At 31.4% G+C, this 14,821-nt stretch carries 12 protein-coding genes; 2 read left to right on the top strand and 10 right to left on the bottom strand.

Annotation, left to right across the window (positions count from 1 at the left end):
• Window positions 1-60: 60 nt before the first annotated feature.
• The 6 genes from LC457_RS23085 to LC457_RS23060 all read right to left on the bottom strand — a co-directional run bounded on the left by LC457_RS23085 (window position 61) and on the right by LC457_RS23060 (window position 9,305).
• Window positions 61-693, bottom strand: coding sequence for a histidine kinase (locus LC457_RS23085; protein ID WP_223601904.1), 633 nt, complete (start codon window positions 691-693; stop codon window positions 61-63).
• 529 nt (window positions 694-1,222) lie between these two features.
• Complete coding sequence (locus LC457_RS23080; protein ID WP_223601903.1) at window positions 1,223-2,395, bottom strand: DcaP family trimeric outer membrane transporter; 1,173 nt, start codon at window positions 2,393-2,395, stop codon at window positions 1,223-1,225.
• 398 nt (window positions 2,396-2,793) lie between these two features.
• A complete protein-coding gene (locus LC457_RS23075) occupies window positions 2,794-3,363 on the bottom strand; it encodes a CinA family protein (protein WP_223601902.1) in 570 nt (189 codons plus the stop codon).
• 1,241 nt (window positions 3,364-4,604) lie between these two features.
• On the bottom strand, window positions 4,605-6,029 hold the full coding sequence (locus LC457_RS23070) for a sensor histidine kinase (protein WP_223601901.1): 1,425 nt from the start codon (window positions 6,027-6,029) through the stop codon (window positions 4,605-4,607).
• Window positions 6,030-6,742: 713 nt separating this feature from the next.
• Window positions 6,743-7,495 carry a LytTR family DNA-binding domain-containing protein gene (locus tag LC457_RS23065; RefSeq protein WP_223601900.1) on the bottom strand — a complete coding sequence of 251 codons (753 nt, stop codon included), beginning with the start codon at window positions 7,493-7,495 and terminating at the stop codon, window positions 6,743-6,745.
• A gap of 532 nt (window positions 7,496-8,027) precedes the next feature.
• Complete coding sequence (locus tag LC457_RS23060; protein ID WP_223601899.1) at window positions 8,028-9,305, bottom strand: FISUMP domain-containing protein; 1,278 nt, start codon at window positions 9,303-9,305, stop codon at window positions 8,028-8,030.
• A 397-nt stretch (window positions 9,306-9,702) separates the two neighbouring features.
• On the opposite strand from LC457_RS23060, the gene LC457_RS23055 reads away from it, so the two are divergent.
• Together LC457_RS23055 and LC457_RS23050 are read left to right on the top strand one after the other, a co-directional pair.
• Window positions 9,703-10,509 (top strand): hypothetical protein, encoded by an 807-nt coding sequence (locus LC457_RS23055; RefSeq protein ID WP_223601898.1) that lies wholly within the window; start codon window positions 9,703-9,705, stop codon window positions 10,507-10,509.
• 1,121 nt (window positions 10,510-11,630) lie between these two features.
• Window positions 11,631-11,873 carry a hypothetical protein gene (locus tag LC457_RS23050; RefSeq protein WP_209785029.1) on the top strand — a complete coding sequence of 81 codons (243 nt, stop codon included), beginning with the start codon at window positions 11,631-11,633 and terminating at the stop codon, window positions 11,871-11,873.
• A gap of 306 nt (window positions 11,874-12,179) precedes the next feature.
• Here the strand turns inward: LC457_RS23050 and LC457_RS23045 are convergent, their stop codons facing one another.
• From LC457_RS23045 to LC457_RS23030, 4 genes are all read right to left on the bottom strand, one after another.
• Complete coding sequence (locus tag LC457_RS23045; protein WP_209785030.1) at window positions 12,180-12,452, bottom strand: hypothetical protein; 273 nt, start codon at window positions 12,450-12,452, stop codon at window positions 12,180-12,182.
• 64 nt (window positions 12,453-12,516) lie between these two features.
• On the bottom strand, window positions 12,517-12,996 hold the full coding sequence (locus LC457_RS23040) for a hypothetical protein (RefSeq protein WP_223601897.1): 480 nt from the start codon (window positions 12,994-12,996) through the stop codon (window positions 12,517-12,519).
• Window positions 12,997-13,498: 502 nt separating this feature from the next.
• Window positions 13,499-13,921: a hypothetical protein gene (locus LC457_RS23035; RefSeq protein WP_223601896.1), complete on the bottom strand. Its 423-nt coding sequence runs from the start codon at window positions 13,919-13,921 to the stop codon at window positions 13,499-13,501.
• 116 nt (window positions 13,922-14,037) lie between these two features.
• Window positions 14,038-14,631 carry a Crp/Fnr family transcriptional regulator gene (locus LC457_RS23030; RefSeq protein ID WP_209785033.1) on the bottom strand — a complete coding sequence of 198 codons (594 nt, stop codon included), beginning with the start codon at window positions 14,629-14,631 and terminating at the stop codon, window positions 14,038-14,040.
• Window positions 14,632-14,821 lie beyond the last annotated feature (190 nt).

Below are 14,821 nucleotides of genomic sequence, written 5' to 3'. Positions count from 1 at the left end.
CTATTCCCATCTCATACAATAGTGGAGCCAACAACTACATTATATTTTTATCATATTCCTTCAGCTGTATAAATTAATCTTTACAATAGTTTTATAGTGATTATTCCCCTCTTGTTCTGAAAAAAAATCAAACTTTTCGGGAAAGTACTTTTCCAGAATATGGATAACCGCTGTATTACTTTGTAATCCGGATTCTGCCTCATTGAAGTTCATACTATTATTGCCATTAAAATTAACTATCTCATAAAACAAGTTAATATCATCCGTTTTACAAGTTAGCTTTATAAAGCTATCTGGGTTTTCTCCAATCTGAGAACATTGAAGAGCACTTTGAAAAAGATTGAGAAAAAGTGACGAAGGAATCTCTATGCGGTCAAATACATCTTTATTCCCAACATCAACCGCAAGATTAAGGGAATGATTATATCTTAACTGATACAACGATGCTAAAGCTTCGATGGAAGATAATTCCTGACTTACGGTTATTTTTTCTTTTTCACTGTCGTATAAGAGATAATGCAGGAGCCTGCTCAACTGCAAAATGGAGTCTGAAGTTTTTGTTGAACCGCTAAAACTTGCAGTATGAATACTGTTGAGAATACTGAATAAAAAATGAGGATTAAATTTTGATTTGGGTACTATAGAATAATCAGTTTCTTTTTGTTTTTCAGAATTTGTAATTTTCTTTTCCATCAGAAATTTATCTTTTGTAATCCCGAGACATGAGGCAACTAATATAACGGCTGCATGATAGATATACACGTCATACAAGAAATTAATATAAACTGCTTCTTGGTTAAAATCCAGGGCAAATAAATCCTGCTCCCACAAGATCCTAAAAAATGAGGATAATAAAAAGCAAATGAAAGAATAAAGAATAAATACCAAGTATTTTTGAGAGAGATAAAAATTAGGAACCAGATAATAATACACCAGATAATAGATCCCGATAGTAAAAGTACTATTCAAAATGATACTCCAGATCAGTTCTGTCGTACTAAGAATATCCTTTTCTGTGAAAAAAATCATGAAAATGAAGAAAGAAAAGAAAAAGAAATGCAGAAACTTCACTATAATTTTCCAGGGAAATTTCATAAGGGATCTAAGGACTTTACTATTTAGTAAAATCCATATCATTGCAGGTATTATAATTATATTAGTTATTAAGAAAATTTTCATAACTACTGGCTACAAATTGATTAATTGATTTTTTTAGTTGCTGTTAAAGCCGGAATGAGGTAGAGGTCTGAATTTTCCAGGCATGAGCTTTCTGATTGTCAAAAGTCTGCTTTATTCCGTAATTGGCTTCAGCCCCTATCTTAAATCTTTTGTAGGGCTGGAAAATCAAGTTCAGGCTCATATGACAAAGGCTTTTTGTCATATCTACCGGAATATAATCTTTACCACCAACCCTTGAATAGCTGGCAAAAGCTACAGAGCTCCATTTTGAATTCCACCAATGCTCATAAATTCCAACGATGTTAAATAACTGAAGGGTCTCCAGAAGATTCTTATGTGCAGGATCAGGTACTGCATCATACTTCTCTCCGTTCAAGTCAGTATTATATGTGGCAATCCCATTTCCAAAAGAACTTTCAAAACTGAAGATATTGTTTTCATCATGTCTTAATTTTCCTGACATCATAGCTCCCCAGCCTACAATAGTACGGGTCTTATACTCATCTTCTATATTTTCTTTCATAGCATAGCTGATAGGCAGCAGGATAGCTCCTGCTTTGATATAGCTTTTTTCATCACCATATCTATACATAGCAGAGAATGATGGGAGTATTGCCCTTTTTCTCCACCCGGGAGAATTTGAAGGAAGCGAAATACTCGGAGTATTTGGGTCCTCCACAGATAAAGAAAGAACTTCTTTTTTAGAGATATGAGTGTAATAACTCACCTGCAGTCTACGGGAATATAGTAATCCACTAGGGCCATTGAAGTCAAAAATATTGGGGAAAATTTCAGCATCGGAAAAGTTACTTGCTGTCTGTCCGATTGTCAATCCGTTCCAGCGTAAAAACCCATGCTTGAACCTGGGGGATGTAGCTCCGTTTTTACCATAAAAATCAATTTCAAGATAGGAAGAAAAAGAATTTTCTGTAGTTGTATTTTTTTTCTTTATTTCTAATCCAATAGTGGTCTGTTTCATACTAAAATATCCTTTTAAATTATCATTCTGAGGAACTTCCATAGTTTGAGGAACAAAGCCATCTGTCGCATTCATTTTTTGAAAAGTAATTCCATAATTGGCCTGTATAAAGGGTTTCAAAGAAACCTCAAGCTCACCGTCAGTAGTTTGTGTTTTAGCTAAGGTAATTTGTGCCGGATCCTTGCCATAAATAAGCATCATAACCAGAAAGATTATAGATCTTTGTGTTTTTTTCATCGTAATATTGTGTTTCTGAATAAGTTTTCAAAAGTCTTTGTGTTTTTTTGCTTTTGCTTTAAGTGAATATTTATTTTTCGATTATTATCACTTTAAACCATATATAAAAGCAAATGTATTCTGCTATTTTTCAACAAATCATGACTGAAGTCAGTTTTTTATTAACATATTAGCAATTGATAATATCTGTACAAACCGTTCAAAGAAAAAATAGAAAAGCTTCACCCGTAGGTGAAGCTTAACAACATAAATGATCAAAAAGTCCCAATGACTGCAAGGTCAGATCATTGGGATAAAATAAATATAAAGATTAAAAAATGTGCAAAATCATGAGCTGGATCTATGTATATATCATATTGGAAATCTGCTAATCAACATAAAAAAACCCTATACTAACATTACATACTTACATTCTTTTTCTGATACTTATCGAGTTCCAATTTAAAACATCCCAGTACAAATTCGGTATAAAATAACTTGGCATTACCTGGTTTTGTTCTTGAATGCAGATCCAGCTTTTCAGATAAGATAACCTCTCCCTTATAGACAATGGCAAAATAACAATAGAGCTTTCCTTTTGATTCATTTACCGGTAAAGCATACCCGGTTATACCAATCGACCAGTCTGTTTTGTAAAGAGCTGCAACTTTTAGTGCCATTGTTTTGGCAATTTGGCGTGATACACAATTATACTTTCGGGCCTCATCTTCATTCACAGAAAGAAGGCCAACCTTTTCCCTCAATGCATAGGCGGTGATTCCACCTTTAAAGAATCGGGAAGCTTCTTTCATCTGAGAGAAAGAAAATTGTAAAAATCCCGAGGTTACACTCTCGGCAGTGGAAACTGTTTCACCAGATGAAAGAAGATATTCCCCTATGTGCTCAAATAAATTTTCCAGTTCTATCATAAAACATATCAGAGACTGTACCGGTTCTGGTTCAGAAATTTGTAAAGATTTTAAAATCATTGAATGTTTTTATTAATAATTATCTTGTTGTGTTTTAAACAGCCAAACTATCTAAATAAAAACTTGAAAATCATGATTATAATCATCTTATCTTTTTTCGACTCCATCTGGACCTATTGAACTATAATATATATCAAAATCAATAAGGAATGCAAACTTGAATGAGTCTTTTAGATAAGGAATACATAGAAAAACATAAATGTAATTTCACTGAAATATAATAATTATCCAAATTAATTTTAATAAAATTTTATAGGATATTATTTATTATCTTTTAATGTTATAGCCAGAATAAAAATGCAGAGACTATCTCTTTTTGAAATAGTCCCTGCATGCAATTTAAGCTTATATAGAGAAATATATTATTTTACTTTGCGGGGGCTCCGTACTGCTACTGAAAGTGAAATATAAATATTTTGCTCAATTCTATATTCTATTTCAATAACAATCAGTGCAGTTACGGACTGTGCTCCCTTATAATAGTCACCACTTCTTAAGACGAGGGATTAAATTCTATATAGGAACTTTGTGCTTTTAATTCAAATAAATCATGGTTGTCTTAAGTCGTTGTAACAAATTATATTTAATAGTTAAAATTAGTTATGAGATAATTTCATATATATTGATTAGCTGCTGAAGTATTGTACCATTCATGATGACATTTATTGTCAGTATACATTATTGATTTCTACCTTCTCATGATAAATTCACCAAAGAAACCAGCGATAATAATTACATTTTTTCATTTGTTAAATATTTTATTGGCTATTGAATACGTTAATGAAACCTACCTTCACTATTTGTCTAAATTTTGATATTATATACATATAATTTGTTTCCTCTTGAAAATGTTTCGCCTTACAATATTTTGTGTAAACCCTACAACCTTAATTCCTTGAGATATTCTACTCTAAATTTAACACTTCATTAGTAAATAAAACACTGAACATTAGTAATATTATCACTATTTAATTGTAGTTTTTTAACTAAAAAATATTAATAATAAAAAAAACAGCCATTACTGCGCTGCCAAAATACATTTGCGTTCAAAATAATTGATAATAACATTTAGTCTGTAAACGAATTTATAAGAACCTTTTTACTCCAGAATTCCACGATGGAAGTATATATGTAATAATGTAATAATAGGTATCTGTTTCATATATTGAGATATCATTTGACCAATAGAGATTGCTAATTATTAATGTTGATGGGTTTGCTAACCAGTAGTATCACATTGATTATATATCAAGCCAGTTTCTAAAAGTTAAAATTACTTGGGTACCTGTATCCTTATCCATATCAATAGATAAAAAAATTTGTTCATCTTTTTGCATTGTATTGATGGTATGTATTCTTTCATGAGTAAGTGCCAACCCATAGCCAGTAACAAATGTTTTAGAATTCCATGCCCCATTATCTTCTATCATTATAATCAAATCGTTTTTCTCTTCCCTGCAGGTAATAATGAGCTGCCCTTGTTCCTTGAGAGATGATACACCATGTTTCACTGCATTTTCAACCAGAGGCTGCAATAGCAGTGTGGGAATTTCTATTTCTGCAATATGTAAAACGTCTGAAACGATGATTTCCCATTGAAAGTCAAACCGAAGGGCTTCAATTCTTAAATAGATACGCATCATGTCCAACTCCTGATCAAGACTGTTGAACAAATCTTTGTTTTTAGATAGGGATTTTCTTAAAAGCATACCAAATTCCTCAAGATAAGTATTAGCCTCGCCAGTACGTCCAGTATTCATTAATCCTTGGATACTATTAAGAGCGTTAAAAGTAAAATGCGGATTTAACATGGATTGAAGTCGCATAGCTTCCTCCTCTAGTTTATTTTGCTGAGCTTCCGAACTTTTTATTTTTTTTCTGAATTTCCATGTAATAATATAAAACCCGAACGTAGTTAAGCTTAAAAAGAATATGGAATAAATAATAATTGATTGGTACCAATGCGGCTTTATCTTGATATATTTCACTCCATTAGTTTCAGGTTGCGCAAGGTAATTGTACCTTAGTTCATATTCTGTATCTGAATTTACGTTAAGCATTTCGCCTGGCTGAAGAACTCCTGAAGATATCTTTTTTTTAGTACTCAGATCAGTCAGTCGATACTCGACATCCAGTGTATCATCCATAGCTTTCTCCAATTCTACATTGGTTACATTAGATGATAAACTTATATTTGAGTGTACATCATCTGAGAAACCCAAAGTGAAATTAAATTTTAAATCATCTGTTCGTGGTGCCAGCATTTTAATTTGCGGAACAGATCTGATACGACTTATTCTATATCTCCGCAAAAGTTTATTTGTCTTTTTATCAGACAATTCAATAACATATTCGTTTCCTACATTAAGAAAAATCTGATTGCTGAAGGGCTCAGAATTTTGTCGTCTATTTTTATTACAATCAGAGATGTAATAAGCCCGGCTTCTGATATTAGATTCGTTAAAAAGTTCTGTAGTCTTTATATTGACAAGCCCACCTATAATTACGAATTCATGTTCAGGTGTATCTTTTATTAAACCGTCTCTTACTCCAATTCCTTCGATAGTAATATAATCTGTATTTTTTACCCGAGAATTTTTTGCAGAACTGATTATACTTAAAAAAAAACAGATAAATAAAAGTAAAATTTGAGTCTTCAATTTCATTTTTCGATCATTTACTTTTTTTATATATTTAGTTTTTACCGTTAAAAATTATGGGTTACCATAACATTATGCATGGCAATTTTTATCAAGAGTATCTATACAGGCTATACATTTCATAATACTTTCCATTCGGTATATCAAATTGTTCTACGAATTTTTCGATATCCAGTTTCTATTGAAATATCCGATTTCTTTGGTTCTTTTTTCTTCTTCTTAGTAATTTTAGTAATTGCATTATCATTCTTTAGACACTGAACATGTATATTGATAAAAATTACAATCAACATTCTCAATATAGTTGTAAGTTTTACATTTTCCATTTTTTAAATATTTTAATTGTTTAATTGCGTAAAAATAGATACATATGAATATAGTTAAGCATAACAATGTGCAAGCAGATAGAATCAATGTGAATCTGAATCAATTGGTAATTTGATAGAGTAACTATCCATTAGAAAACCCCTACAATTAAAATCTTATGTGTCCAAAAAAAAGATTAAAAAGACTTTTAGCATCTGCTAAAAAAAACTTCCCTGATATAGGGAAGCTTCAAATACTAATAAATCCCCATAATTATATATTCTAATCATAAGGAATAATGTAAATATAATTTCTGAAAACATAAAATAAGATCAATTTTGTATAAGTCACATCAAAAACCAAATAATAAAGTACTTAACGATTAAAAACACAAAATATCAATAGTATATGACCTAACTTTTCAATGCCTCTTTTACCAAGATCTTTCTTTGACGTGATATTGGGATCTTTTGATCTGTAAAAGCCAAAACTAAATATCCTGAATCTTGATTTAAAATGCTTATTACATGCCTTTTATTGACCAGATGTGACTGATGACATCTTATAAACCCAAAAGATCTGAACATCTCCTCATATTCATAAATAGGTTTGGAAATCACATGTACCAAACCATTTATTAAATAGAAAATAGTATAGTTATTCGATGATTCACATCGCAAAATATTTTGAACGGGGACAAGTAGAGTTTCCTTTTGGGTTGGCAGAGCTATTTTTTTATTTTCAAGAGGCAGTTTGTCTTCCAATAGTTCCATAAGGTGACGAAGCCTTATATTCTCTAATTTTTTTGCAAGCGAAAATTCAATTTTTTCTACGGTAGCCTTTAGTTCATCTATATTAATGGGTTTCAGCAAATAATCCAATGCAGAAAATTTAATCGCCTGTATTCCATAGAAGTCATAAGCTGTCACAAAAATAACATCGAATTGCAAGTGTTTGAAATATTTTAAAAGTTCAAACCCATTTTTCTTAGGCATTTCTATATCAAGAAATACAACATCAGGTCTTACAGCTTTAATAACAGAATATGCCTCATCTACACAGCCGGCTGTACCCTCAATATTTACCGATGGACAATGACATGTTAATAAGTATTGTAAATTGCAGACGTTTATTGGTTCATCATCAACTATTACTGCGGTAATCATTTATTAATCCAATTTTAAAAATTAAAATCCCATATAATGATAATTAAAATGTTGAACTAAAATATCAAATACATCATCACGTCTGTATGTGATGATTTGTTTCCATTATATTTTAGAGGATCCTAACTGCCACCAAAAGTGAAATATAAATATTTTGTACAATTCTACATTCTATCTCAATAACATTCAGTACATATACTGGTTACATATCCTAATAATGATTACCACTTCTAAAGACACAGTTACAATTATATATAGGAACCTTGTGCTTTTAATTCAAATTAATCATGGCTGTCTTAAGTAGTTGTAACAAATTATATTTAATACTTAAGAATGATTTTGAAATTAAAAATGAGAATTTAAGATAATTAATTACTGAAACAATGATCAAAAAAGCCATATTTAATATTCTCAATCAAATTTTAGTTTTTAAAGTGCGGCAAGGGAATCTTACATCTTGCCGCACGAGTTTGAATAAAGAAACAAACCCTATAATAGCCTATTAATGTGCTAATTAATACTTGTCAAAATTTTATTCCGAAATACAACGAATCCCTATTCCAGTCGGCCGAGTATTATAACCTGAGGGATTATTACTACTGCTAGTTACCGATTGGAAATACGAATAAAGAGTACCATTCTCTGTACTACTCCAATAATAACCAATATTAGCACGGTTAACCAATACTCCTGTAGTATTATCTCGCATTCCTATTATAGGAAGAGTTACAGTACTTCCATTATTACTAAATACCTTGGCAGCGCTGAAGTTGGTAGCACCATTTGTAGTTGTAGTAGCCCATGTTCCTATATTAGTTGTTGTACTCGCAGTATTAAATCCAGTCCATTCATTTCGAGTAAGAACTCTAAAACCTGAAGGACAAGGATCGTTAGCAGTCTTTACAGGAGCAGCTTCAGTACCACTATTCCAAGCCTTATTGCCCGCAGCCGATGTATTCCACCCTGAGATCGCACTGGCAGGCGTATACGCTGTAGCAACAGCATTCTTTTTTCCCCACTGGTAATAATTTCCCATGATAGCCTGAGTAGGAACATTAGGATCCTGAGTAGTATCTCCACCTAAGTTATGGGTCAACATCTGACGGGTTTGACCATTAATAATAACAGGTACTACATCTGGAAAATTGCTTGAAGGTTGAACCGTCCTGCTGAATCCACAGGTTTGACCTGCAAAATCAATATCAAAAATAGCATTACCTGCTGCTGAAGGAGTTCCAGTAATAGTATAGATTAAGGTACCACTACCATTATTTAAGGTTCCGGATGTCAAAACTGCTGTAAGACCAGTTACTCCTATTGAATTAACAATCTGTGCTGAATAAATACCTCCATTCCCCCCACTGTAAGGAATTGTTGTGCTTACTCCTGCCGCTGACTGTCCGGATTCTAATACCCCAACATCCGAAGATCCTGAACACAATAGCTGAGCGAGGGCGGCAGTACTGGTTCCACTGGAGACCATCTTCACCCAGCGATTACTACCTGCATCGAAGTAATAAAACCCTCTGGAATCCATTCCTTCAACCTGGCCTGTGCGGTTATCAGGATCAGGCGCAGCAGTAACAAAAACAAGTGCAGCATCCTGATCATCACCGTATACTGTAGAAGTTTCAGCAGCTTTAAGAGCATTACCTGTCACTCTGGGAATAATTAACCCCTCGGAAGTACTTCCGTCTGTCGTTTTACTCATAATATCCAAAGTTGACTTTGGTGTTATATTATTTACCCCTACCTGCCCGTAAGCTAGAGCACCAATTAAAAACATTGATAATAAATACATTTTTCTCATTTGTTAAATATTTTAATGATTACTTAATAATAAATACATTTAGGAAACCTAATTTTTCTTCAGCTGTATAGATCTAATCAGATACCATAGCCTGATAACATTCTATCTTTTAGAAATTCTTCCTTGTAATATTTCGTTTACATTACAATATCACTACCATTAACCATTAACTAAATAATGTACAAAAGGAAACACTACAAACTTAACAATTCATTAGTAAATAAAACACTGATCATCAGTAACATTACAACTAGCAGACTGTAGTTTTTTATCTAATAAAAACAGATTGTATACAAAAATAACAGCTGTACATTTATATCAAATTCCAAATACTACTACAAACAAGAGTATTAGACAACCTGGAATTACATTTATTTTTGTCCGATACATTTTAAAAATGAAAAACATCTTATATCTTACAGACTTTTATTATCAGGCTAAAGGAAGAGCCTATTATAAAGAGGATCTTTATATATCTTCAAAGCTGAAAGATCACTTTAATATTCTGATTGGACATCCTCATCAGGCTAATTCATATCTTGAATATGCAGATATCATCATTTTCAGAAATACTGGATCCGTCATGAATTATGAACCCTACTTTAAAGAATTTGTTGACAATGTTAAAAAGAAAAATCTCTTAACATTCAACTCATTTGACGGGAAAGGTGATCAGAAAGGAAAGGATTACTTGCTATATCTCACAAAGAATAATTTTCCTGTTATTCCTACCGTAGAAAACTTAAGTGAACTTAATACACTTGGAGTTTCTGAAAATTATATGGTTAAAATGAAAAATGGAGCAGATTCAATAGGTCAGGAAAAAATCAGCTATAGAGATGTTCACAACATAGAACTTAATGGTAAAATTATACAGCCCTATATTGACTTTAAATACGAAGTTTCTTTTATTTATCTCAATAACCAGTTTCAATACGCTGTTTATGCACCACAAAAAGATAAAAGATGGGAACTCATTGAATACGTTCCTTCAGCCAACGAAATTGAATTTGCAGATCAGTTTATTCAGTGGAACAGTCTTAAGAGAGGAATAACAAGAGTGGATGCTTGTTGTATTTCGGATAATTCTCTTCTTCTGGTTGAATTGGAAGACCTTAATCCTTATCTTTCTCTGGAAGTATTATCTGAAATCAAGCGGGAAACTTTCATTAAAAACTGGATAGAGATATTAGCTAACATCTAATAAGAATAAAATCCGGCAAAATAAGCCGGATCATAAAATAATATATCATTCAGACCTATAATAAAAAAATCCTAACGATCAAGATAATACTATCCAGGTCTGGCTGCAAATTTATAAAGAAGTTTTTTAAGTCCCCTGTTTTAAAGCAGTCATATTATTTCTAATTTATTGTAGTTATTTAACTACAATAAATTACCGTTGAAGTTAATATATTTTTGTTTTTTTAGTTATAAAGACACAATGATATAGGATTATTAAAATAATTTTTTGAAAGATTTTGGATTAGTTTTTCAGCAATTTCTGTCAAGTTTCTGCATTTTATAATATTGAAAATCACTTTTGTAAATATTCCTTTAATTTTCTTTATGAGTATTCTGAGCAATACCACCAGCATACATTCTGTAGAAATTTCGTACACTGTAATACAGTAATCTGATTCTAAAATATCTTTCATAGCTCTATACAATTGTCAGTGGAACAATCAGAAAATCATAACACAGTTTGATTGATTTACGGTTTATAGTTAACAATAAAAAAGGTAAATTTCAAGATTAGGTATAGCATTTGAAACAAAATTATTGAGTATCTCTTCACAATGGATATTGCGTTATATAATATAGTATTTTCTCTAATAATATATAGTTTTTTCATTACAATAAATAATCGTCCAGTTAATAAAACTTCTTGACATTAAATTCATTATTTCAAACTTTCTGAAATTCTTTACGCTTTACAATTTCCACATTTTAAAAATAAAGAAACACCGCTTTGAATGGCTATTTGTTATTTTTATGCCATAAAATGAAACAACTTTTTTTATGCAATAAAAAAGCATTCGCTGACTAGTATTTTTTAAAAAAAAATGGTGAAATTGCAAAAACCAACATGGGCACAAACACCTATTATTAAATACATTACATCCTGCAAGAAAACATAACACTCTTGTTTTTTGCATTTTTTTTAATTATTTTTGATAAACATTTATTACCCCAAATTTTAATCAATAGCGTTCTACCATTAAGCTGATTACATGTAATCAGCCAAGTAAACTGACGTGATCCAATAACCAATCGATTACCTATAGCTGATCATTTCTAACTTTAATTCAAAAAAAAATAATCATGAATTTTAATCAGGCATTACAGCACAAAAAAGAAATTTTAAAAAGTTTGGGAGAATTAAGAAAATTTAATGATGCAGAAATTATGATTTTACCTTTTAAAGCTGAAGACTTCCAAAGATATATGGACGAATACAGGAAAGACCCTAAAAAATTTAATGATCAATCCTGTATTAAATTTTCAACCGATAATAAATATATGGTGTATAGAATGTGTAAAGATCAGATTCTCAATTGCAGGTAAGAATAATTTTTTAAAGATATCAGAAAGCAGAAAGCTTTTCAATTTTAATAATTGATGAGATCTTTATTAAATTGCTAGAAGAAGGAGAAATAGTCCTGGTCCTGAATCCAGTAAAATAATAAATCAAATCCCTTACAATTTAAAATATACTTACCATAACCAAACATATTGCGTCTTTCAAAGATAATTTTACAGATAGTCTGCGTAAATTTCACAATAAAGTTGAGAATATGATCTTTATAAGAAGGTGGATTCCTTCTTATTTTTAGAAAAAACAGTATCATCATTAAAAACAAAAACACGGTTTTATAAATCTTCACAGGAATTAATGGACAAATGCACCAGATTACCACCGCCGGGGTAAATTGCAAAATACTTTGGGTTCCCCCGATTAGCATCGAAATAGATACTTAATCCATCCGGTTTTCGTGGATGCGGACTATTCTCAATGAAATATTGTTTACCGCCCAACTCAATGATAATCTTGTAAGTTGTTAAAATCGTTTCATTTCCTTCTCTGTCAAAAACAATAACTTTGTCAAATGGAACATTACTGACAAATTGATTTACATTTTTCATATATTAATATTTTAATTGAACATATATTAGGATAGAACCTAATATGGATAATAGATTCAGAGTATTATTTCAGAACAACCCTAAATTTTCCAACCTGGCTTCCGGAAGCCATTAAACTTTTTTCTATCACAAGATTGTAATCCCCTATCTGGGTTAGATTATATTCAAAGTCTTTTCCAAAAGGGCCATCAATGCTTCGCTGATTCAGCTCAATATTATTAAACCGGATATTATCCTGTCCCGAATCCGGAATGATACGGCCGGAAATTTTAGCCTTTATTGTGTTTCTCAGCTGTATTACCAATTTCTGGTTTTCATTAGTAAATTCTTCCTGAATTTCAACAGGAAACTGACGCATATCTACAACACGGGTAATAACTTCATTAGTGACAGTTCTATCAACCCATTGGTTTTCAATAGCTTTAAGCGTATCAGTTCCAAGAGAATTTTGCGTTGACGGATGAGACTTTCCTGTGATACATGATTTATTGGAACAAGATAAGGCCAGCAAACTCGATAGAAGAAGAATACATAGTTGTTGCATAAGATTGATTTTTACATTAATAAAATTGATGTCAATATCTCTGATTTTTTAAATCTGTGATTTTACCTTTCTTGAGTGTTTTTTTAATGCTGCAAATGCATGCTCCCCCTACGTATTAAATAACAGAAATAATATGTTTTTTATCTGATGTTCAATTAAAAAGAAAATAAAATCCGGTGATGGCTTTACCCAATACCAGATAATGAAAATAAACAGTTTGAGACTTAAATATTTCAAATATTTGAATATGATAAATGTTCTCCTAAGATTTATTACAAATCTAAAAAGATATTTTTCATATTTCATTCAATAACACTCGTATTATTATTAACAAACTGTAGTTTTTCAACTAAAAAACATAGTGTAATGGCGTAATGAAACTAAAACACTGTTTTAGTTTCATTACGCCATTACAAATAATAATAGTATAAGACTCATATCTTTTCTTGAATCTTATTGTCATCCTGATTTCAATGATCTTCAGCTACTTTTCTAAAGAGTATCAGCAGATAAACTCACCATCGCAATAGTAACAGTAATAATCCGTTTTTGAAATTTCAATCGGAAATCCAAGGATTCGCCGGCTCATACCGAAAATACCACCTAGCTTTTCAATCTGGAATATATGATGAGAACCACATCGGTTACACGACGGATTTGACACTTCAGTCTTTATATTTGCATCGCCTGCATACGCTAGCTCATCATGAGTACGATCGCTCTTTAGAATATTTATAGCATCCTCAATGTCAACATCAAAAACCTGAAGTTGTATTCCACCAACTGCCTGTAAAAGCATAGAATCAGCATTAGCGAAGTTTTCACTGGCTATAAAACCATTAATTCCGTTTTTTTCCAACAACAGCTTATCTTTTTTCGCATTGTTCATTTGTCTGTAAAATCTAATACTGATCAGTCTGGACATGTTAAAATATATATTTTATGAATATCAATAAGCCATAATGCAGATAAGACCGTTGAAAATAAAAATTTTGAAAAAAATTTCAGAAGAAACAACCTCTACATCCACAATCAAATGGTTTAGTAAAAGATTTTTCCGTTCCTGATAGTAACAATTTTATCCTTTTCCATTTTTTTTAATGTTCTGATGACTGTTTCCTCACAAAGTCCTGTTAAGCAAGCCATCTGATTTCTGGTTAACGGTATCTTGAAAGAATACAGAAACTTTTTTTTCTGGAAACTTTTTAAATAATCCAGTAATCCTCTGATTTTAACTGCAGGACTTAGTGAAGTAAGATACTTCTTAATGATGCACTCGTCATACATTCCATGAGAAAGGTTCTTTACAATAACCGATAACAACTCTGTGCTTTGTCCAACTAATTCCAAAAATGCCTGTTTGGGAAGCCTTACAATACAACTTTGAGTTACCGTCTCTGCATTCATCGGATAGGGCTTTTCAGCAAAAAGTGTATATTCCCCAAAACTCTGTCCGTCTGAAAAAATATTATGAATAAACTCTTTTCCTTCTTCTTTATAGCTATTGAGCTTTACTTTGCCATTTATTATTTGATAGTAATAAAAAGGAAATTCATCTTCACAAAAAATCAATTCATTCGGTTTATAATACCTAATTTCACCCTTTGCTAAAAGCAAATCTTCGTCTATTATCATACTACTCCTTTTAAAAAAGTTGAATAAAATTACTTAGGTTATAGTTTTAGTATCAGCTTTGATACTGAAAGAAAGCCAGTAAAATAAAGTATATGCTTGGAAAACATGTACTATTAAACAGGCAAAGGGGATCTGCTGATAAAGCAGATCTCTTTCTTATTTCAGTATTTTCGGGGATGCCGCGTATCTG

Source organism: Chryseobacterium sp. GVT01B (assembly GCF_019970045.1).
Lineage (GTDB): Bacteria > Bacteroidota > Bacteroidia > Flavobacteriales > Weeksellaceae > Chryseobacterium.
The sequence above is the reverse complement of the archived record's forward strand: the minus strand, read 5'-3'. Positions and strand labels throughout refer to the sequence as shown.

What these genes read in the sequence shown, in the direction of transcription:
- LC457_RS23060 (WP_223601899.1), bottom strand. Translation starts at nt 9,305, where the DNA reads ATGAGAAAAATGTATTTATTATCAATGTTTTTAATTGGTGCTCTAGCT.
- LC457_RS23030 (WP_209785033.1), bottom strand. Translation starts at nt 14,631, where the DNA reads ATGATAATAGACGAAGATTTGCTTTTAGCAAAGGGTGAAATTAGGTAT.
- LC457_RS23070 (WP_223601901.1), bottom strand. Translation starts at nt 6,029, where the DNA reads ATGAAATTGAAGACTCAAATTTTACTTTTATTTATCTGTTTTTTTTTA.
- LC457_RS23080 (WP_223601903.1), bottom strand. Translation starts at nt 2,395, where the DNA reads ATGAAAAAAACACAAAGATCTATAATCTTTCTGGTTATGATGCTTATT.
- LC457_RS23050 (WP_209785029.1), top strand. Translation starts at nt 11,631, where the DNA reads ATGAATTTTAATCAGGCATTACAGCACAAAAAAGAAATTTTAAAAAGT.
- LC457_RS23075 (WP_223601902.1), bottom strand. Translation starts at nt 3,363, where the DNA reads ATGATTTTAAAATCTTTACAAATTTCTGAACCAGAACCGGTACAGTCT.
- LC457_RS23055 (WP_223601898.1), top strand. Translation starts at nt 9,703, where the DNA reads ATGAAAAACATCTTATATCTTACAGACTTTTATTATCAGGCTAAAGGA.
- LC457_RS23085 (WP_223601904.1), bottom strand. Translation starts at nt 693, where the DNA reads ATGGAAAAGAAAATTACAAATTCTGAAAAACAAAAAGAAACTGATTAT.
- LC457_RS23040 (WP_223601897.1), bottom strand. Translation starts at nt 12,996, where the DNA reads ATGCAACAACTATGTATTCTTCTTCTATCGAGTTTGCTGGCCTTATCT.
- LC457_RS23045 (WP_209785030.1), bottom strand. Translation starts at nt 12,452, where the DNA reads ATGAAAAATGTAAATCAATTTGTCAGTAATGTTCCATTTGACAAAGTT.
- LC457_RS23065 (WP_223601900.1), bottom strand. Translation starts at nt 7,495, where the DNA reads ATGATTACCGCAGTAATAGTTGATGATGAACCAATAAACGTCTGCAAT.
- LC457_RS23035 (WP_223601896.1), bottom strand. Translation starts at nt 13,921, where the DNA reads ATGTCCAGACTGATCAGTATTAGATTTTACAGACAAATGAACAATGCG.